The sequence below is a fragment of the Bradyrhizobium sp. SZCCHNS3052 genome (assembly GCF_032484495.1).
GTDB lineage: Bacteria > Pseudomonadota > Alphaproteobacteria > Rhizobiales > Xanthobacteraceae > Bradyrhizobium.
Genome location: NZ_JAUETB010000006.1, coordinates 120,758 through 139,409 on the forward strand (window position 1 = coordinate 120,758; position 18,652 = coordinate 139,409).

The following is an 18,652-nucleotide window of genomic DNA, read 5'->3' on the forward strand; positions in this document are numbered from 1 at the left end:
ACAAGGACGAGGTTCCGCATACCACCGAGGCTCGTGCGGACGACCGCAATAGCCGGCTATTTTGCGTAGGCACCGGCATAGCGCCCTGCGCGGATGCTCGCCAGGATCTCGGCTTCACGCTGTTCCTGCGCGCGGGCGGACTCGAGCAGCTCGGACGCGATCGCCGGCGCGAAAGCGACCACCCCGTCGGCGTCGGCGACCACGATATCGCCTGGCGTGACGATCATGCCGCCAATCGACACCGGCACGTTGATCGCGCCCGGACCGTTCTTGTAGGGGCCGCGGTGATTGACCGCACGCGCGAACACGGGGAAGTCGGACTTCATCAGCACGCCGGAGTCCCTGATCGCACCGTCGACGACGATCCCGGCCGCGCCGCGTTCCCTCGCGATGGCGGCGATGATCTCGCCGACCAATGCCCGCGTCTCGTTGCCGCCGCCATTGACGACGAGGACGTCGCCAGGCGTGATGAGATCGAGCGCGCGATGAATGAAGAGATTATCCCCCGGCGCCGTATTCACGGTCAGCGCGATCCCGGCCATCGGCGAGCCCGTATAGAATGGCCGTAGACTGGTTGCACCAGGCAGCCGCTGAAGGTTGTCACTGATCACGGCCGTGGAAACGCTCTTGAACGCGGCGACGACCGCCGCATCGATTGGCGCACCAGGCTGCGCTTGTCCCTCACCCATTCTCGCTCCCCGTCTTGCACAGTCCAGAGCGTCGCTCGATGGCGCCCCGCCTCGGCGGTGTAGGACTCGCCTTGAATTCAGAAAACCGATAAATGGAGATATCGATCCATCTCTTTTTTGAATGCGAACATGGTCACCCTGAAGCAGCTGGAAGCTTTGAACTGGATCGCGGAGCTCGGCACGTTCGAACGCGCCGCAGCCAAGCTGAACACGACGCAATCGGCGATCTCGAAGCGCATCCAGGAGCTGGAGGCCTCCGCGCGCGTTCCGCTGTTCGATCGCAGCCAGCGCGGGGCTCGCCTGACCGAACGTGGCGAGCAGATCCTTGCTCTTGGCCGGCAGATGTTGGCGTTGCAGGACCAGATCCTGGAGTTGAAGGACGGCCGGCAGTCACCGGCCCGCCGTCTGCGGCTCGGGGCGACGGAGCTGTCAGCGCTGACATGGCTGCCGCGTCTGGTTTCGGCGATTCGCGAAGCCCATCCGGCGGTGATGATCGAGCCTGAGGTCGAAACCTCCCGAAGCCTCTACGATCGGCTGATCGAGGGCAGCCTCGATCTGGTCGTCATCCCGGACGTCTTCTCGGACCCGGAGGTGACGTCGCTGCGGCTTGCCGAAGTGCAGAACGTGTGGACGGCGCGCCCCGGCCTGGTCAGAGCGCGCCGGAGCCTCGATTTCGACGAGCTTGGTCATCATACGATCCTGATGCAGGGCCGTCGCTCGGGCTCCGGCCTCTTCGTCAACAAATGGCTCGCGGCCAACGGTGTCTCCTTCAAGCGCGCCATCTCGGTCGACAATCTGACTGCGCTGGTCGGGCTTGCCGTGGCCGGCCTCGGCATCAGCTATCTTCCGCAACGCTGTTTTCGTCCTCTGTTCGAGCAGAAGAAGCTGGTCATCCTGCCCGTCAAGCCGACGCTGCCGGCCGTGCCCTATGCGGCCATGTATCGCAACGACAGACCCTCGGCCTTCGCGGCCGCCGTAGCGGAGCTGGCGCGCCAGACCTGCGATTTCGGCCGTCAACTCGAAGGTTAGACCGGGTAGGTGAACCCGGCGACGACGCCCGGCGCGGCGATCCATCACCTCCAGGAATGAGAAAGAAGGCGGTTTTATCCCTTTTCATCCAGGCTGGACGCAGCGAGGCTGCATCGTCGCTGCGCGTGCAACGCTGCACGCGCGAAGAGGATTGCTGCGAGGAGAGGCTTTGATGCGCATTTGGGGACTTCTGCTGACGGCAGCGCTCGCTGCAAACGCCGCCGGCGCCGAGGAACTGACGGGCACGCTCCAGAAGATCAAGGAGACGAACAGGATATCGATCGGCTTCCAGGAATCGTCGGTGCCGTTCAGCTATCTCGACGGCAACCAGAAGCCGGTGGGCTACGCGCTCGACATCTGCGGCCGGATCGCGGATGCGGTCAAAAAGGAGCTGGGGCTTCCTAACCTCACGATCGAAACCGTTCCGGTGACGTCCTCCAATCGCATCCCGCTGATGACGAACGGCACGATCGACCTCCTGTGCGCCTCCACCACCAACAACGCCGAACGTCAGAAGCTCGTGGCCTTTGCCAATACGCACTTTCTCAGCGCCACACGCTATGCGGCCAAGAAATCGCTCTCGCTCCAGACGATCGACGACCTCAGGGGAAAGACGGCCGTCGCGATCGCCGGATCGACCAACATCGCCCAGTTGAACAAGGTCAATGTCGAACGCAAGCTCGGCATCAACATCGTTCCGGCCAAGGACCAGGCCGAAGCGTTCCTGATGCTGGAGACCGACCGGGCTCAGGCCTATGTGCTCGACGACGTCCAGCTCGCGGTCGCCATCGCGCGGTCGAAGGACCCGGCGGCGTACATGATCAGCAACGACGCATTCTCCAAGCCCGAGCCTTTTGGCATCATGCTGCGCAAGGACGATGCGCCGTTCAAGGCCATCGCCGATCGCGTCACCGCCGAGCTCTATCAGAGCCCCGCCATCGACGCGCTCTACAAGAAATGGTTCGAGTCACCCGTGCCGCCGACCGGGATCAACTTCAACTACCAGATGCCGGCCCCCCTGCGCGCCGCGTTCAAGTCGCCCAGCAGCAGTCCCGACCCGGACGCGTATGCGCCCGATTGAAGCCTGCGGTATCCGTGCAAACGGCAACGGCGGAGACAGCCTCATCCGCCGCGGTCGCCTGCGACAGACGGCCATCGGATATTGCCGAGATCAGCGGCGGCGTTCGAGAAGTCGTATTCGTTCTTCATTGGTTGAGAGCAGCTGTGATCTTGTTGATCCGCGCGCGCCAGTAACTCACTCCGCGACCACGACGCGCACGTCGAACTGCACGCCTGTCTCTGCCTGCAACACGCCGATCACGCCAAGCAGGTTCTCGGCCGTGGGATTGCCGGATGGCCCTAACATGCGCATCGGGCTCTTCGACGGCCGCCCAAGCGCGTTGCTCAACGCCTCGAAGCCGATCGTTGCGTTGATATACGCACGCAGGCCGGCGCGGCCGTCATCGACCTCTCCGCGCAACGCCTCGCGAAACGCCGGATCGCGGTCCGCGCGCGCCCGAACCGTGTCGCGGAAGTCTGGTCGCGAAGGCACATGAGGTGCTCGCAGAAACTCCCAAAGAGCTATTTCGCAGCCTCGATCCGCTCAATATCCTCCTTGAGAAGCGTGTTGACCAATTCGGTCAACGAGACGCCCCGCGCGCTGGCCAGCCCGGTCAGGTGATCGAGCACATCAGGCTCGAGATGCACCGGAGGCAGCATTCGCGCGCCCTTGCGAAAGAACTTGCCGCGTTCGGCGTTCGAGAAATCGTATTCATCCTTCATCGGATCACCCATTCTCGTAGGAGCGGATTTCGCGTCGGGTCGGGCGACGGACAGAAATGATGCGGATCGCTGCGCGGTCTGCCGATAGCTCCGTGTACGTATGCACGACCAGCAGTAGCTCGTGAGCAATATTGCGTCCCATCGTAACCCATCGTTCCTCGCCTGCGCCAGATCCGTCATCGAGACGCGAGAGCGCCAACGGATCGCCGAAGATGCTCATCGCCTGCTCAAACGCAACGCCATGCTTGCGCAGATTGCTCTCTGCCTTGGCCGGATCCCAATCGAACTCGAATTGCATGGTCCGCCCCACCCGGCGATGTCCGCGACACGCCACGCTTGCCAAACGACGCAAATCAGCTTATGTTCTCTTTTTGTTCCTGTCCAGCCGAGGGGCGCTTCCGGATCGTCCAGTTGCGTGGGATTGGGAATGCGGTGGACGTGGCGGGCCGTGCGTGGACGAAGGTTTGCGCGGACGAGCGGATTGTCACGGACGGCGAAATCGCGTGGTCCTGGCGCCCCGACGCTGGCGCCAAGTCTCGTGTCGGTGCTCAACGCATCGCGCGAGATGACGGGGGCAAGAGAGCCCGGTCCCCGGGGAGATCGCGTATAAGCGTTAAAACCATCGCGCGGGGAAGGCCGGATGTATCAGGCCGTACCTGTGGTGACCGCCGCGTGCTCTTTTCTTTGCACGCGGGCCATGGGTGCCGGCCAGGCATCCGGCCTTCCCTGCGCCCTCGCGTGTTTCGAGGGTGAAACGACCGGCAGAACTCGGCGTGATGGCGCGCGAGGAAGAGGATGTTTGTCTTCACATCATTGCGCAGCGTGCGTAGTCACGCTTGTTGGCTTGCGCGAATGTCTCTCCACCGTCATTCCGGGGCGTGCGCAGCACGAGCCCGGAATCCATTTTCCAGCGTGTCTCGCGGCTCAATGGATTCCGGGCTCGCCCTGCGGGCGCCCCGGAATGACGGCGGAGGTCGCTGCAACAGCGAGCGCGAGAACGCCCTACCCCGCCTGCCCGGCCGCCACGGCCGTCTGCGGCACGGCGACAACAGCGACACGTCGCGGCGACAGGCGTTCGGCCTGCAGCACGGCGAAGGTCAGCACGATGATGGCCGTGCCCTGATGCAGCAGCGCCAGCGAGATCGGGACCAGCGCCAGCAAGGTGAGAATGCCGAGCACCGCCTGCACCAGGATCGCCGCCAGCAGCCGGTGCGCGCCGCGCACCACGTCGCGGCCGACGCCGGCACGCATCACGTCGAAGGCGTGCCAGGCTGCCAATGCCAGCAGCGTGTAGGCGGTCATGCGATGCATGAACTGCACCGTCAGATCGTTCTCGAACAGATTGATCCACCACGGCGAATGGATCCACAGATTGGCCGCCTTCGGGATCAGGCCGCCGTCGATTTCCGGCCAGGTGTTGTAGACGAGGCCGGCGCGCAGGCCGGCGACCAGCGCCCCGAGATAGAGCTGCACGAAGGTGACGCCGACCAGCATCCACGCGGTGAGCCGCAGCCGCGCCGGTGCCGCGGTTTCCTCACGCGACGAAAGCCGCCGCAAGGTCCAGACGATCGACGCATAGATCAACAGCGCCAGCGAGAGGTGCGTCGCGAGACGGACCGGCGCCACCTCGGTGCGCTCGGTGAGGCCGGAGGCCACCATCCACCAGCCGACCGCGCCCTGCAGCGCGCCGAGGCCGAAGATCAGCCACAGCCTGCGGCCGAGCGGGCCGGACACGGCGCCGCGCCACAGGAACCACAGGAACGGCAGCAGATAGACCATGCCGATGACGCGGCCGAGCAGCCGATGGCTCCATTCCCACCAGAAGATGGTCTTGAACTCGTGCAGGGTCATGCCGGCGTTCATCTGCCGATACTGCGGAATGGTCTTGTAGGCCTCGAAGGCGTCGGTCCAGGCCTGCTCGGACAACGGCGGCAGGGTGCCGGTGACCGGCTTCCATTCGACGATCGACAGCCCGGATTCGGTCAGCCGCGTGGCGCCGCCGACCAACACCATCAGCGCGATCAGGCCGGCGACGGCGAGCAGCCAGATGCGGATCGCGGCAAGATCTGTCGTGCGGGGAACCGTGGTCATGGACGTTGAACGCTCGATTGAACCGGGGCTGACAGGCCCTTATAATCCCGGGGAAATCACGCGCAAGCCGCGCCGCCCCCAGCCGAGGCTGACAATCCCGTCATGACGATCCGCACCCGCAAACTGATCGGCGCCGTCGCGCTGCTCCTGCTCGCCTTCGCCTGGTCGATGATGGGCATGGTGATGGCGCAATTCCCCCTGATAGCCAATTCGGGCTGGCTGCAGGCGGTGTATTACGTCGTGGTCGGCATGGGCTGGGTGCTGCCCGCGATGCCGATCGTGAGCTGGATGCTGCGCCCGGATCCGGAGCGGCAGCAGGGCTGATCAGCCGAGATCGAGCTTCGGCTGCGGCGCGGATTTTTCCCGCGGCAGGGTGATGCCGGCCATCAGCACCTTCAAGGCGCGCAGCGAGCGCGAGCGGCCGTCCCAGGCGATCCGCGGCAGCATGTGCAGATGCGTGCGGCCCTCGCTCTGCACGACGCCTGGCATCGTCGAGGCCGCGCTGACGAAGCCCGCCTGCTCGGCGAGCACGACGTCGCTGCGGCGGAACGAATAGCGGCCGCCGAACGGATACGCCATGTGCCGGACCGGGCGGCGCAGCGCCGTCTCCAGCACCGCCTTGCCCATCGTGATCTCGCGCTGGGCGTCGGCATCCCTGAGATTGGCGAGCACGGAGTAATGCACGGTGGCACTGCCGATCGTGACGTTGGGGTCGGCGGCGAGACGGGCGATGTCGGCCCAGTCCATCGAGGCCTCACGGCTGAGGGCGGCGAGATCGACCGAATGGCGCGAGCAGAGGTCGCGGATCGCGATCGACAGCTCGGCCGGTGGCAGCTTGCGCAGCCACGCCGAAAGATACGCGAACAGCTCGTATTTTTCGGCCGGCGTGACCACGTTGAAGCGCTGTTCCCGATGGTCGATCACAAGGCTGATGCGGGCCTCGCGCGCGATCACGGCCTCCAGCGCCAGCCACCAGGCTTCGCCGAGCCCATCGGGGAAGGCCGAGGGCACGTAAACGGTGAACGGCACGCCGTGGCGCGCCAGCACCGGATAGGCGTGCGTGATCAGGTCCCTCGCGGTGCCGTCGAAGCTCAGGCAGGCGAAGCGGCTGCTTTGGGGAAGGCGCACGGCGCGGTCGCAGGCCTCGTCGAGCGAGACGATGTCATAGCCCCAGCGCTTCAGCGCCCGGATCACCTTGTCGAGGAAAACGGGGGTGATCTCCGCGCATTTCAGCGGCTGGAACGCGCCCTTGCGCCGCGGGCGCACGCGCTCGAACCGCAGCACGGCGCCCGCGCCACCCGTGGCGCGCGACGCGAGCAGCGTGCCACCGCTGAAATAGGCCAGCTCGAGCCGGGCGCTGCGCAGCCACCTGTTGTCCGACGACAATTCCCGCGCCCCTTCCCCGAATCCCACTTGAAACCAGACCGTCCGCGCCCACCTGATGCGGACAGACCGTGGCGCGATCGCGTCATGATCACCGCCATCCGATGATAGCGATCGTCCGCCGTCAAGATCGCGTGGCCGCTGCCGATTTGAACAGGTCTTTGTTTGTGCCATTCCCGATTTGGGACGACGTCATTGCCATTACCTTTTGTTGAGACTTCTTTGCGAGGGTCTCCGGACGTCAAGCAACAAAATTCCACGACAACGCGAGCTGCGCGATGACCATGGCCGCCGTGATCGAGAGCCGGACGGCGCAGGCGCCCGCGCGGCGGCTGCCGTCGGGGCTCGCGCGGGTGGAGATCGTGTCCGATCTGGCTGCCGCCGAGCCGGTCTGGCGCGCGCTCGAAGTCCCCGAACATGTCTCGACGCCCTACCAGCGCTTCGATCTGCTCGGCGCATGGCAGCGCGACGTCGGCGCGCGCGAGCATGCGACGCCGTTCATCGTTATCGGGCGTGATGCCGAGCAACGCCCGCTGCTGCTGCTGCCGCTGACGTTGCGGCACGCCTGCGGCGTGCGCATCGCCACCTTCATGGGCGGCAAGCATACGACCTTCAACATGCCGCTGATGGATCGCGAATTCGCCGCGCGCGCCAGCGCCGGCGATCTCGACGTCCTGCTCGCAGGGCTGCGCGATCGCGGCGGTGTCGACCTGCTCGCCTTGACACAGCAGCCGGAGCGCTGGCGCGATCTCGCCAATCCGCTGGCGCAATGGCCGCACCAGCCGTCGGTGAACGACTGTCCGGTGCTGTTGATGCCGCCGGGGGCTGCGCCGACGGCGCTGTTGTCGAATTCGTTCCGAAAGCGGCTGAAGAGCAAGGAAAAGAAGCTGCAGACGCTGCCCGGCTACCGCTACATGGTCGCGAGCAGCGACGCCGAGATCGCCGAACTGCTCGACTGGTTCTTCCGCACCAAGCCGATCCGCATGGCCGAGCAGAGGCTGCCGAACGTGTTCGCCGAGCCCTGCATCGAGGCCTTCGTGCGAAGCGCCTGTATGGCAAAGCTCGACTGCGGGCATCGCGCCATCGATATCCACGCACTGCGCTGCGACGCCGAGATCATCGCACTGTTTGCCGGCGTGGCCGACGGGGCGCGCTTCTCGATGATGTTCAACACCTACACGTTGTCGGAGAATGCGCGCTGGAGTCCCGGACTGATCCTGATGCGCTCGATCATCGATCACTACGCGCAACAGGATTTTCGTGCCCTCGATCTCGGCATCGGATCGGACGACTACAAGCGGATGTTCTGCAAGAATGACGAGCCGATCTTCGACAGCTTCATGTCGTTGACCGCGCGGGGGCGCGTCGCCGCGACGACGATGGCTGCGGTTGGACGGGCCAAGCATGCCGTCAAGCACAGCCCTGCCCTGTTCCGTCTGGCGCAACAGCTGCGCGGCGCGCTGCAATCGCGTGGCGGCGCCGCCAAGGCTGACGAGAGGGCCGAAGATTAGGCGGCGACGCCGCGCGGCCCCGGCTGGTTGCGGTTGGCGCCTCCGGCCGGTGCCTTCAGCATGGTGACGGCGCCGAAGCCGACCTCGCGCAGCTGCTCGCTCATCTGGCTGCGCGCCTCGGCGGCCATCTTGGGATCGGGCACGACGACGGCGCGCGCGCCCGCGGTCAGGAGCTCGGCCGGCAGATCGGAGGCATTGCCAGCGTCGAGCAGGACGTGGTCGTAGACGCGCAACAGTGCGTCGATCGCGAGCGCGAGCCGCGGCGATTGCAGTTGGCTGCGGTCGGCGCCGGGACGGCCAGCATTGACGATGTGCAGCCGCGAGGCCTGGTCCTTGGTGATGATGGACGCGAACGATGCCTCGCCCAGCATCAGCTCGATCAGCCCGGGCGCGGCCGGATCGACCGAGACGCCCGCAAGCAGTTGCGGGCTGCCGGCGAGGTCAACCAGCACCACGCGCGCCTGCGCCGCCATGGTGCGGGCGATCGCGAGCGCAGTGGACGTGACGGCCTCGCCGCCGGCCGTGCCGAGCACGGTGACCTTGCGGGCGCCCTCGCCCGCGCCGAGCAGATCGGCGGCGAGTTGCTCGAACTCGTTCAGCGGTGGCGGCGCAGGCTTGACCGGCTCGGCCGACGGCGCCTCGGCCGGCTGCATGGCCGTGGGGGGCGGCGGTACCGAAGCCGGACGCGCGGCCTCAACCGGCGCCGACGTCGAAGGTGGTGCAACGGCCGGCGATGCGGAGACCGTACGCGGGGCGATCATCGGCTCGACCCGCGCCGCGAGCACCATGACATCGGCCATGCTGCTCATGGCCGGGGCGGCCGGGCCCACCGCACGCGGAGCCGTGAGGCGCAGCAGCTCGCCGGTGATGACCACGCCCGAGGTCAGCATCAAGGTCGCCAATGTCGCGATCAGCACGATCGGCAGCTTCTTCGGATACGCCGGCGTGTTGGACACCACCGCCCGCGAGATGATCCGTCCATCCGCGGGCGGGGTGTCGAGCGACTCACGGGTGTTCGCCTCGCGGTATTTGGCGAGATACGATTCCAGCAGGTCGCGCTGCGATTTGGCATCCCGCTCCAGCGCCCGCAGCTGGACATCGAGGCCATTGGTGGAGGTGGCCTGCTTCTTGGCCTGATCGAGGCTCTGGCTCAGCATCTGCACCCGCCCGTCGGCGATGCGCGCGTCGCTGTCGAGCGAGCGGGAGATCTTGCCGGCCTCGTCGCGGATCTGGCGGTCGAGATCAGCCAGTTGCGCTTTCAGCTCCTTGATGCGCGGGTGATTGTCGAGCAGCGTCGACGACTGTTCCGCGAGTTGCGCGCGCAGGCTCACGCGCTGCTCCGACAAGCGCCGCATCAGCTCCGAATTGAGCACCTCGGACGCCTCGATCGGCTGGCCGCTCTGCAGCATCTCACGGATCAGCCGCGCCTTGGTCTCGGCATCCGATTTCAAGGCGCGCGCATTGTTGAGCTGGGTATTGACCTCGCCCATCTGCTGGTTGGACAGCGAGGTGTTGTTGGTCCCCATGAACGAATTCGACTTGGCGCGGAACTCCTCGACCCGCGATTCCGCCTCCTCGACCTTCTTGCGCAGGCCCTGGATCTCCCCGGCCAGCCACTGGCTGGCCGACTTCGCCTGCGCCTGCCGAGCGTTCTGCTGAACAACGAGATAGCCGTCCGCGATCGAATTCGCGACCTTCGCCGCAAGCGCCGGATCCTGCGACTGGAACTCGACGACGAGGACGCGCGATTTGTCGACGGCGTAGACGGTCAGGCGTTCGTAATAGGCATCCATGACGCGTTCGTCCGGCGTCATGGCAAGCGGATCCTTCACGAGCCCGACCATCGCCAAGACCGACTTCAGCGGCGACACGCCGCGCAGGACGGGATCAAACTCCGGCAGCTCGCCCAACCTGTTCTTCGCGATAATGTCGCGCGCCAGATCTCGCGACAGGACCAGTTGCACCTGGCTCGTGACCGCCTCGGCATCGAGTGCCGTCCGCTCTTCGGTACGCTCCCCGTTCGGCCGCACGAACACGTTCTCGCGTCCGTCGATCAGGATCCGCGCTTCGGACTTGTAGCGCGGCGTGATCATGTTGACCGCGGTGATCGACAGAACGAGAGCGAGCAGCGTCGGCAAAAGAATGAAGCCACGCTTTCGTGCCAAGGCGCGGCCGACCAGCCGGAGATCGAGATCGCCGGCCGGGCCCGGCTCCGCCGACGATGGCGAGCCTGTCACGGGTCGGACGGAGGCTCCGTCAACCTGTGTCTTCTCGCCGGCACGCCAGAACGCCAACCGCATCATCCACTCCCGCGAGACCTACGCCACGCCGCTACCATACGTGGTACAATTACACTCCATTAAGGTTGCTGACGGGTTAACCGGAGCGCCTGCAACCTCGCCCTATCGAACAATCGTCATCCTTCGCCAAATGCTGCTCGCAACACGTAGGCTTGCGCCAGATCGTCACAATGCTGGAGCGAACCTGCCCGGCAATGACGACAAGTGAGACTTTGTTAACCATCAAGCCTCTATCGAGGTTGGAGCTATCAATATTCAGCGACGAGAGGCGCCCGTGCTTCCTCTATCCGCCAGTCGTCAGATCAGCTCGCGCAGCGACGCCTGGCTAAACCACGCGCAGGCCGAAGGCGCGGGCGAGTTCGATATGGCACCGTCGCAGAACAAACCTCTCAAAATCATTCACGCGGTCAGAGCTCCCGTCGGCGGCATCTTTCGGCACATCCTCGACCTTGCCAACGGCCAGGTCGATCGCGGGCATGACGTGGGCATCATTGCGGACAGCCTGACCGGCGGCGAACGCGCCGATGCCGCGCTGGCCCAGATCGCGCCTCGCCTGACACTCGGCGTGCACCGCGTTCCCATTCATCGGGAGCCTTGGCCGAGCGACATTCTGGCACTCAGCCGATTCCATCGCCTCTCCCGCGCGCTCGCCCCCGACGTGCTGCACGGCCACGGCGCCAAAGCCGGCGCGTTCGTACGCCTGCTGCCGCATCGGCCAGGAACGATCCGCATCTACACGCCTCACGGCGGCTCGCTGCACTACCCGCTCGACACGCTCAAAGGCGCGCTGTATGGCCGGCTTGAACGTGCGCTGATGAACCGGACGGATCTCTTCCTGTTCGAGAGCGCCTTCGCCCGCGATACCTATGAGCGCATGATCGGCCATCCCAACGGATTGGTGAATTGCGTCTTCAACGGCGTCACTGCAGGCGAATTCGACCCGGTCACGCCGGCTCAGGACCAGACCGACCTGGCTTATGTCGGCGAGTTCAGGCACATCAAGGGCACGGATCTGCTGATCGACGCTGTCGCGCAGTTGCGCTCCCGTGGCCGGCCGCTGACGCTGACCTTGGGCGGCGACGGCGAGGAGATGTCGAAGCTCAAAGCCCAGGTCGAACGCCTCGGTCTTGCGGCCGCGGTGCGTTTCATCGGCCATGTGAAGGCCCGCGACGGATTTTCCAAAGGACGACTGCTCGTCGTTCCGTCGCGCGGCGATTCCATGCCCTATGTCGTGATCGAGGCGGGAGCCGCTGGGGTTCCGATGATCGCGGCGAGGGTCGGCGGCATCCCCGAGATCTTCGGGGCGCACGACGACGCGATGTTTATGCCAGGCAACGCGACCGCGCTGGCCGACGCCATTGCAGCCGCACTGGACGATCCGGCTACCGCGCAGCTGCGCGCCAAGGCGCTGCGCGAGCGGATCTTCCAGCATTTCTCGCAGAAGGCGATGGTCGAGGGCGTGCTCGACAGCTACCGCGAGGCGTTTACCAAGACCTGACGTCATTTACCATCGCTAACCGTTTCTTCCGATTTGGCCCTTAATCCCGCCGGTGGGGAATTTCCCCCGGCGCTATCAGCGCTTACATGACCACAAATACTAACAAACATAATCCGGGCTTGTACGACTGTGGAACCGATCAACGCTCGCTCGATGTTGGATGCTGCTGCGGCCACGGCCGCATCGACGGCCGCGGCAGGCAAGCCGGCCGTTGAACGGCGTCGCCGCCTGTCGCCGGCGGCCCTGGCGGTCGCCAATCAGAAGGTTCACCGCGCCTACTCTCCGATCGTCCTCGCCGGCATCGTCCGCATCACCGATTTCGTACTGCTGAGCGTCGTCGGCAGCGCCGTCTATTTCGGCTACGTGGTGCCGCTCAGCGGCTTCCATTGGGAGTATCTCGTTGCCATCGTCGGCCTCGCCGTGAGCACGGTGGTGTGCTTCCAGGCCGCCGACATCTACCAGATCCAGGTCTTCCGCGCCCAGGTGCGGCAGATGACCCGGATGGTCTCGTCCTACTGCTTCGTGTTCCTGCTGTTCATAGGACTGTCCTTCTTCGCCAAGATCGGCAGCGAAGTCTCCCGTCTCTGGCTCGCCGCGTTCTTCTTCGTGGGGCTCGGCGCGCTGATCGCGAGCCGCGTCGTGCTGCGCAACCTGATCCGCAGCTGGGCCAGGCAAGGACGTCTCGATCGACGGACCATCATCGTCGGAGCCGACCAGAGCGGCGAGGACCTGGTGCGTGCGCTGAAGGCGCAGGACGACTCCGAGATCGAGATCCTCGGCGTGTTCGACGACCGCAACGACTCGCGATCGCTCGAGGCCTGCGCCGGTGCGCCGAAGCTCGGCAAGGTCGACGATATCGTCGAGTTTGCCCGCCGCACCCGCGTCGACCTGGTGCTGTTCGCGCTGCCGATCTCGGCGGAGACACGCATCCTGGACATGCTGAAGAAGCTGTGGGTGCTGCCGGTCGACATCCGCCTTTCGGCCCATACCAACAAGCTGCGTTTCCGTCCGCGTTCCTACTCCTATCTGGGCGCGGTCCCGACGCTCGACGTGTTCGAGGCTCCCATCACCGACTGGGACCTGGTGATGAAGATGCTGTTCGATCGACTGGTCGGCGGCCTCATCCTGCTGCTCGCACTGCCGGTGATGGCGCTGGTTGCGCTTGCGATCAAGCTCGACAGCCCGGGACCGGTGCTGTTCCGGCAGAAGCGGTTCGGCTTCAACAACGAGCGCATCGACGTCTTCAAGTTCCGGTCGCTCTATCACCATCAGGCTGATCCCACGGCGTCCAAGGTCGTCACCAAGAACGATCCACGTGTGACCCGCGTCGGCCGCTTCATCCGCAAGACCAGCCTCGATGAGCTGCCGCAACTGTTCAACGTAGTGTTCAAGGGCAACCTCTCGCTGGTCGGTCCGCGGCCGCACGCCGTGCAGGGCAAATTGCAGAACCGGATGTTCGACGAGGCCGTCGACGGCTACTTCGCCCGCCACCGCGTCAAGCCGGGGATCACTGGATGGGCCCAGATCAACGGCTGGCGCGGCGAGATCGACAACCAGGAGAAGATCCAGAAGCGAGTCGAGTTCGACCTCTACTACATCGAGAACTGGTCCGTGCTGTTCGACCTCTACATCCTGCTCAAGACGCCGCTGGCGCTGATGACCAAGAGCGAGAACGCCTATTGATCGCGGGGATCCGGAGCGGGCCCACGTCCGCTTCGCGCGTGTGTCTGGCCGATCCCGCCGTGCGTTGCGTATGAGTGTGAGTTCGCGATGGCCGTGACGGCAGCAGCCGAAGAGTTCGCATCCAGGCCGATGGCCCCTCCGGGCGTCGTCGCCCTGCAGCGCACGCTGGTCTGGCTGGTCGGGGTCTCCGGCGCCATCGTGTTCATCGAACCGAGCCCCTATGAGCTCGTCACGCTCGCCTCCGCCGCGGTGTTCTTCGCGACCGGCATCAGGCTGCGCCTCGTCTTCCTGCCGCTCCTCCTGTTGCTGGTCCTGGTCAATCTCGGCTACACGATCAGCGCGATACCGCTGCTCGACGATTCCAAGATCGCGACCTGGATCGCCACCTCCTGGTACATGGCGTTCACGGCGATCTTCATTGCCATGCTCACGTCGGACGACACCGAAGCGCGGCTCGACATGCTCCGGCGCGGCCTCGTGATGGGCGGCGCGATCGCGGCCCTCGCGGGTGTCGCCGGCTACTTCCATCTGGTGCCCGGTGGCTACGATCTCCTCACCTTGTATGGCCGCGCGCGCGGCACGTTCAAGGACCCCAACGTGCTCGGCGCGTTCTTGATCCTGCCGGCGCTGCTCGCGCTGCAGAACGTCGTGACCGCCCGCTTCGCCGCGACATTGCGCGCCAGCTTTGCGCTCGGCGTGATGGCGCTCGCCATCCTGCTCGCCTTCTCGCGCGCGGCCTGGGGCGGCCTTGTCCTCACCGCCGCCTTCATGCTGGCAATGATGGTGCTCACCAGCCAGACGCGGGGCGAGCGCTCCCGCATCATCTTCATGACGTTGGCGGCCGCCGTGGCCGGCATCGTCCTGATCGGCGTTCTGCTCTCGATCGATTCCATCGCCGACATGTTCAAGCAGCGGGCAAGCTTCGACCAGAGCTATGACGAGGGCCGGTTCGGACGCTTCGGACGCCACATTCTCGGCGCCGACATGGCGCTCGACCTGCCGTTCGGGATCGGGCCGCTGCAGTTCCACAACTACTTCCCCGAGGACACCCACAACTCCTATCTGAACGCCTTCATGTCGGGTGGCTGGCTGTCCGGCATCTGCTATCCCGCGCTGGTGTTCACCACTGTCATTCTCGGCTTCCGCTATCTGTTCGTGCGCGTGCCCTGGCAGCGCACCTACATCGCGGTATTCTCGGCGTTCCTCGGCACCGTCGGCGAAAGCTTCATCATCGACACCGACCACTGGCGGCATTTCTTCCTGATGCTCGGCACGATGTGGGGCATGATCGCCGCCACGCGCGCCCATCAGGCCGAGGCGAACCGATCCGCAGGGATCGGCCCGCACATCGCAGCCTACTAATCCTCCACCGTGAACGTCAGGCCGGCGTGGTCGACCAGCCGCTTGATCAAGCTGTCGCCGAGCGCGGCGCCGGGCGTCCAGAAACCGCCCTTCACAACGGCACCATCGCGCTGCAGGCCGATGGCGCATTCGCTGATCATCCTCGCCGTCAGACCGTAGCCGGGATCGCCCTTCCCTTTCACCGACGCGCAAACGCGCCGTCCGTCGGGAGACACTGCGACGTACAACAGGTCGAAGTATCCGTTGTCCCGCATCTCCTTCGAGGGCCCCTCCCCGACCTTGGGCGCATTCGGGCCGGTCTTCTCGGCATTTGCCGCCATGACCAACTTGGCGTTGGCTTGGCCTTCCTCTCCATCGCCCGTCAGCACCATTTCGTCGTAGACAAAGTCCTGCCCGTACGGAAAACCCATCAGCACGTTGGCACGATGGACGTTGCGTGTGTTGACCAGCGCCATTGCAAACGGCGCGGCCCAAGACTGGAGATCCTCCTCATAGATCGGTCGGTTGGCCGGTGGCTGCTTCGGGCCGGTGAATCCCGGCGTCAGCGCGAACGGGTCCTTCATGATCGCCACAAGGCTCAAATCGGCGGTCAATGCCGCCGCTGTTGCCTTGGCGCTCGCCGAAGTGCCGCCCGACAGCGAGCCGCTCATGCCGCGAATGCGCCCCTTCACGCGCGGCTGTGGCGCACCTAGCACCTGTTTTGCCTGCTGCTGCACGAACAGCACGCCGAGCTCGAACGGCACCGAGTCGAAGCCACACGAGAACAGGATTCTTGCACCGCTGTGCTCCGCCTCATCTCGATGCTTCTCGATCATCTGGCGCATCCACAGCGGCTCGCCACAGAGATCGACATAATCGGTCCCCGCAGCGACGCAGGCGGCGAGCACATCGGCCCCGTAGAGCTGATAGGGTCCGACCGTAGTCAACACCAGTCTAGCCTGATCGACCATCGTGCGAATGGAGCCGGGGTCGCTGGAATCGGCCACGATCAGCGGCAGATCAGGCGGCGCTCCGACCGCATCGCGCACCTTGGCGAGCTTGTCGCGGCTGCGCCCAGCCATGGCCCAGGTCAGCTTGGCTTCGCCGCTACCGCGCGCGGCGAGATACTCGGCCACGAGTTGGCCGGTGAAACCGGTTGCACCATAAACGACGATGTCGAAATTAGCCGACGTCATGGTTGCTCTCTGGGCCGCGGCGGATGGATTCCACCGCTCTTAGCCCTCCACCGTGAACGTCAGGCCGGCGTGGTCCACCAGCCGCTGGATCAGGCTGTCGCGGAGCGCCGCGCCCGGGGTCCAGAACCCGCCCTTCACGCCGGCGCCGTCGCGCAACAGGCCGACGGCGCATTCACTGATCATCTTCGAGGTCGAACCGTAGCCGGGATCGCGGTTGCCCTTCACGGATGCGCGGACCTGGCGGCCGTCGGGGGCTATCGCGACGAAGAGAAGATTGTAGTAGCCATTCTCGCGCTCCTCCTTCGAGGGACCCTCGCCTGGCTTCGGCGCGTTGGGGCCGGTTTTCTCGGCATTCGCCGCCATCACCTTCTTGGCGTTGGCCTCGCCCTTCTCGCCCGGGCCGGTCAGCACCATCTCGTCATAGACGAAGTCCTGCCCGTAGGGAAAACCCATTAGCATGTTGGAGCGGTGGACATTGCGGGTGTTGATCAGCGCCATCATGAACGGCGCCGTCCAGGACTGCAGATCTTCCTCATAGACGGGCTTGTTGCCCGACGGCTGCTTCGGACCCTTGAAGCCGGGCGTCAGGGCGAACGAGTCCTTGAGGATCGCGACCAGGCTCAGATCCTTGGCGACCGCATCGAAGGTCGCCTTGGCGCTCGCCGCGGTGCCGCCCGAGAGCGTGCCGCTCATGCCGCGGACGCGGCCCTTCACACGCGACGCTGCGGCGCCGAGCACCTTCTTGGCCTGCTGCTGCACGAAATAGACGCCGAGCTCGAACGGCACGGAATCGAAGCCGCAGGAGAACACGATGCGCGCGCCGCTCTTCTCGGCGGTGGCCTGATGCTTGTCGATCATCTGCCGCATCCACACCGGCTCGCCGCACAAATCGACGTAGTCGGTGCCGGTCTCGGCGCAGGCCGCGACGAGCTCGTTGCCATAGAGCTGATAGGGACCGACGGTGGTCAGCACCAGCTTCGTCTGCGCCACCATGGCCTTTAGGGATGCAGGATCGGCGGCATCGGCCGCGATCAGCGGCGTATCGGCGGGCGCGCCGATCGCATCGCGCACGGACGCGAGCTTGTCGAGGCTGCGACCAGCCATCGCCCAGCGCAGCGAGCTGTCGCCGCGATATTGCGTGGCCAAATATTCAGCGACGAGCTGCCCGGTGAAACCGGTCGCGCCATAGACGATGATATCGAACTTGGATGACGTCATTCTTGTTCCCTAGCGATCAGCTGCGATTTTAGTGCCCCGTCATTGCGAGGAGCGCAGCGACGAAGCAATCCAGAGTCCCGTCCTCAGCCCTGGATTGCTTCGCTGCGCTCGCAATGACGGAGTTTGCGGGTCTACTTTTTTCCATAAGACACATTCATTCCGGCGCGGACGTCGTTCTGGATGCCGTAGGGGGCGATCGGGTAGCGCAGGCCGTTTCTGGCAAGCTGTTTCATGCCGGCGATCGCCTTGGCGAGATCGGATGGCTTCAGCGCCATCAGCATCTCTTCGTCCGGCACGCCGCCATAGCGGCGCTCGGCGAAGCATGGCAGCGACAGGCTCGGCTCGCCGGTTTTCAGCGCGCGTCCCCAGGAGTCGGCGCAGGCGGTCTCGCCGACGACGCCCCATTCGAACTTCTTGTAGCCGACATATTGCAGGCCGTTGATCAGGATGATCATCTGTCCCGGCGTCGCATAGACTAGGCAGATGTCCGGCGGATCCAGCCGGCCGCTCGACAGCGGGCTGACGGCCATGGCCTGGTAGCGGCCGAACGGCACGACATCCAGCGCCTCCTGTCGCTTGCGCGCGTCCTCCGCCGTGCCGTGCCAGACGCCGACATAGTTCGCGCCCTCGAGCCAGGTGTCGTCCTGCGGGCCGAGCCCGATCACCGCGCGGCACTGCGCGCCGACCAGATCATCTCCGGTGATGCCGACTGTCCAGCCGAGCCGCGAGGCCATGCTGACGATCTGGTCGGTGGTGTGCACCGCGTTGGGCCGGCGGATCTTCTCCACCGCTTCCATGTCCTCGACGCGGGCGAACATCTTGATGCCGATCACGGTCGTCTTCAGCCGCAGCAGGCCGTTGAGATCGGCCACCATGGCCGCCAGATCCAGCCTGTCCGTCCCGTTCGGCTGTTGCATGTGGCGCTCCCTCC

General features: G+C 65.3%; 18 protein-coding genes. 7 read left to right on the plus strand and 11 right to left on the minus strand.

Annotated elements, in window-relative coordinates; all coding sequences use genetic code 11:
- Positions 1-56: 56 nt before the first annotated feature.
- Positions 57-689: an RraA family protein gene (locus QX073_RS20245; RefSeq protein ID WP_316226258.1), complete on the minus strand. Its 633-nt coding sequence runs from the start codon at positions 687-689 to the stop codon at positions 57-59.
- 129 nt (positions 690-818) lie between these two features.
- Between QX073_RS20245 and QX073_RS20250 the strand changes: the two genes are divergently transcribed.
- Positions 819-1,718 carry a LysR family transcriptional regulator gene (locus QX073_RS20250; protein WP_316226259.1) on the plus strand — a complete coding sequence of 300 codons (900 nt, stop codon included), beginning with the start codon at positions 819-821 and terminating at the stop codon, positions 1,716-1,718.
- Positions 1,719-1,890: 172 nt separating this feature from the next.
- On the plus strand, positions 1,891-2,799 hold the full coding sequence (locus tag QX073_RS20255) for an amino acid ABC transporter substrate-binding protein (protein ID WP_315711503.1): 909 nt from the start codon (positions 1,891-1,893) through the stop codon (positions 2,797-2,799).
- A 174-nt stretch (positions 2,800-2,973) separates the two neighbouring features.
- Here the strand turns inward: QX073_RS20255 and QX073_RS20260 are convergent, their stop codons facing one another.
- The 4 genes from QX073_RS20260 to QX073_RS20275 all read right to left on the minus strand — a co-directional run bounded on the left by QX073_RS20260 (position 2,974) and on the right by QX073_RS20275 (position 5,591).
- On the minus strand, positions 2,974-3,270 hold the full coding sequence (locus tag QX073_RS20260; protein WP_315711502.1) for a transcriptional regulator: 297 nt from the start codon (positions 3,268-3,270) through the stop codon (positions 2,974-2,976).
- A 29-nt stretch (positions 3,271-3,299) separates the two neighbouring features.
- The gene (locus QX073_RS20265; RefSeq protein ID WP_315711501.1) at positions 3,300-3,512 is read right to left on the minus strand and encodes a hypothetical protein; all 213 of its coding nucleotides are present in this window, start codon (positions 3,510-3,512) and stop codon (positions 3,300-3,302) included.
- Positions 3,505-3,798, minus strand: a complete 294-nt coding sequence (locus QX073_RS20270) for a BrnT family toxin (protein ID WP_315711499.1) — start codon at positions 3,796-3,798, stop codon at positions 3,505-3,507. Before QX073_RS20270 ends, QX073_RS20265 begins: the two co-directional genes overlap by 8 nt.
- 704 nt (positions 3,799-4,502) lie before the next feature.
- Positions 4,503-5,591 (minus strand): COX15/CtaA family protein, encoded by a 1,089-nt coding sequence (locus QX073_RS20275; protein WP_315711498.1) that lies wholly within the window; start codon positions 5,589-5,591, stop codon positions 4,503-4,505.
- 102 nt (positions 5,592-5,693) lie between these two features.
- On the opposite strand from QX073_RS20275, the gene QX073_RS20280 reads away from it, so the two are divergent.
- Positions 5,694-5,915: a DUF2842 domain-containing protein gene (locus QX073_RS20280; protein WP_315711497.1), complete on the plus strand. Its 222-nt coding sequence runs from the start codon at positions 5,694-5,696 to the stop codon at positions 5,913-5,915.
- On the opposite strand, the gene QX073_RS20285 is transcribed toward QX073_RS20280, so the two are convergent.
- On the minus strand, positions 5,916-6,977 hold the full coding sequence (locus QX073_RS20285) for a polysaccharide deacetylase family protein (protein WP_316226260.1): 1,062 nt from the start codon (positions 6,975-6,977) through the stop codon (positions 5,916-5,918).
- A gap of 275 nt (positions 6,978-7,252) precedes the next feature.
- Here QX073_RS20285 and QX073_RS20290 point away from each other — a divergent pair, with 275 nt between their 5' ends.
- Positions 7,253-8,485: a GNAT family N-acetyltransferase gene (locus tag QX073_RS20290; protein WP_315755017.1), complete on the plus strand. Its 1,233-nt coding sequence runs from the start codon at positions 7,253-7,255 to the stop codon at positions 8,483-8,485.
- Here the strand turns inward: QX073_RS20290 and QX073_RS20295 are convergent.
- Together QX073_RS20295 and QX073_RS20300 are read right to left on the minus strand one after the other, a co-directional pair.
- On the minus strand, positions 8,482-10,785 hold the full coding sequence (locus tag QX073_RS20295; protein WP_316170099.1) for a lipopolysaccharide biosynthesis protein: 2,304 nt from the start codon (positions 10,783-10,785) through the stop codon (positions 8,482-8,484). The genes QX073_RS20290 and QX073_RS20295 overlap by 4 nt on opposite strands.
- A gap of 325 nt (positions 10,786-11,110) precedes the next feature.
- Positions 11,111-11,263, minus strand: coding sequence for a hypothetical protein (locus QX073_RS20300; protein ID WP_315827303.1), 153 nt, complete (start codon positions 11,261-11,263; stop codon positions 11,111-11,113).
- Here QX073_RS20300 and QX073_RS20305 point away from each other — a divergent pair.
- The 3 genes from QX073_RS20305 (at position 11,213) to QX073_RS20315 (ending at position 15,328) form a co-directional block, all read left to right on the plus strand.
- Positions 11,213-12,283: a glycosyltransferase family 4 protein gene (locus tag QX073_RS20305; RefSeq protein WP_315712597.1), complete on the plus strand. Its 1,071-nt coding sequence runs from the start codon at positions 11,213-11,215 to the stop codon at positions 12,281-12,283. The two genes, QX073_RS20300 and QX073_RS20305, sit on opposite strands and share 51 nt — an antisense overlap.
- A gap of 153 nt (positions 12,284-12,436) precedes the next feature.
- Complete coding sequence (locus QX073_RS20310) at positions 12,437-13,966, plus strand: undecaprenyl-phosphate glucose phosphotransferase (protein WP_315755021.1); 1,530 nt, start codon at positions 12,437-12,439, stop codon at positions 13,964-13,966.
- Positions 13,967-14,053: 87 nt separating this feature from the next.
- Positions 14,054-15,328, plus strand: coding sequence for an O-antigen ligase family protein (locus QX073_RS20315; RefSeq protein WP_315827190.1), 1,275 nt, complete (start codon positions 14,054-14,056; stop codon positions 15,326-15,328).
- Here the strand turns inward: QX073_RS20315 and QX073_RS20320 are convergent.
- The 3 genes from QX073_RS20320 to QX073_RS20330 all read right to left on the minus strand — a co-directional run bounded on the left by QX073_RS20320 (position 15,325) and on the right by QX073_RS20330 (position 18,638).
- Entirely contained in the window at positions 15,325-16,503 is a 1,179-nt protein-coding gene (locus tag QX073_RS20320) for a saccharopine dehydrogenase family protein (RefSeq protein ID WP_316226261.1), read from the minus strand. The genes QX073_RS20315 and QX073_RS20320 overlap by 4 nt on opposite strands.
- Positions 16,504-16,542: 39 nt before the next feature.
- Entirely contained in the window at positions 16,543-17,721 is a 1,179-nt protein-coding gene (locus QX073_RS20325; protein ID WP_315711488.1) for a saccharopine dehydrogenase family protein, read from the minus strand.
- Between the two features lie 131 nt (positions 17,722-17,852).
- A complete protein-coding gene (locus QX073_RS20330) occupies positions 17,853-18,638 on the minus strand; it encodes a DUF169 domain-containing protein (protein WP_315711487.1) in 786 nt (261 codons plus the stop codon).
- Positions 18,639-18,652: the final 14 nt, after the last annotated feature.

Coding starts and splice junctions, on each gene's coding strand:
- QX073_RS20330 (WP_315711487.1), bottom strand. CDS start 18,638: ATGCAACAGCCGAACGGGACGGACAGGCTGGATCTGGCGGCCATGGTG.
- QX073_RS20320 (WP_316226261.1), bottom strand. CDS start 16,503: ATGACGTCGGCTAATTTCGACATCGTCGTTTATGGTGCAACCGGTTTC.
- QX073_RS20270 (WP_315711499.1), bottom strand. CDS start 3,798: ATGCAATTCGAGTTCGATTGGGATCCGGCCAAGGCAGAGAGCAATCTG.
- QX073_RS20280 (WP_315711497.1), top strand. CDS start 5,694: ATGACGATCCGCACCCGCAAACTGATCGGCGCCGTCGCGCTGCTCCTG.
- QX073_RS20255 (WP_315711503.1), top strand. CDS start 1,891: ATGCGCATTTGGGGACTTCTGCTGACGGCAGCGCTCGCTGCAAACGCC.
- QX073_RS20265 (WP_315711501.1), bottom strand. CDS start 3,512: ATGGGTGATCCGATGAAGGATGAATACGATTTCTCGAACGCCGAACGC.
- QX073_RS20325 (WP_315711488.1), bottom strand. CDS start 17,721: ATGACGTCATCCAAGTTCGATATCATCGTCTATGGCGCGACCGGTTTC.
- QX073_RS20245 (WP_316226258.1), bottom strand. CDS start 689: ATGGGTGAGGGACAAGCGCAGCCTGGTGCGCCAATCGATGCGGCGGTC.
- QX073_RS20250 (WP_316226259.1), top strand. CDS start 819: ATGGTCACCCTGAAGCAGCTGGAAGCTTTGAACTGGATCGCGGAGCTC.
- QX073_RS20290 (WP_315755017.1), top strand. CDS start 7,253: ATGACCATGGCCGCCGTGATCGAGAGCCGGACGGCGCAGGCGCCCGCG.
- QX073_RS20275 (WP_315711498.1), bottom strand. CDS start 5,591: ATGACCACGGTTCCCCGCACGACAGATCTTGCCGCGATCCGCATCTGG.
- QX073_RS20315 (WP_315827190.1), top strand. CDS start 14,054: ATGGCCGTGACGGCAGCAGCCGAAGAGTTCGCATCCAGGCCGATGGCC.
- QX073_RS20310 (WP_315755021.1), top strand. CDS start 12,437: ATGTTGGATGCTGCTGCGGCCACGGCCGCATCGACGGCCGCGGCAGGC.
- QX073_RS20295 (WP_316170099.1), bottom strand. CDS start 10,785: ATGCGGTTGGCGTTCTGGCGTGCCGGCGAGAAGACACAGGTTGACGGA.
- QX073_RS20300 (WP_315827303.1), bottom strand. CDS start 11,263: ATGCCCGCGATCGACCTGGCCGTTGGCAAGGTCGAGGATGTGCCGAAA.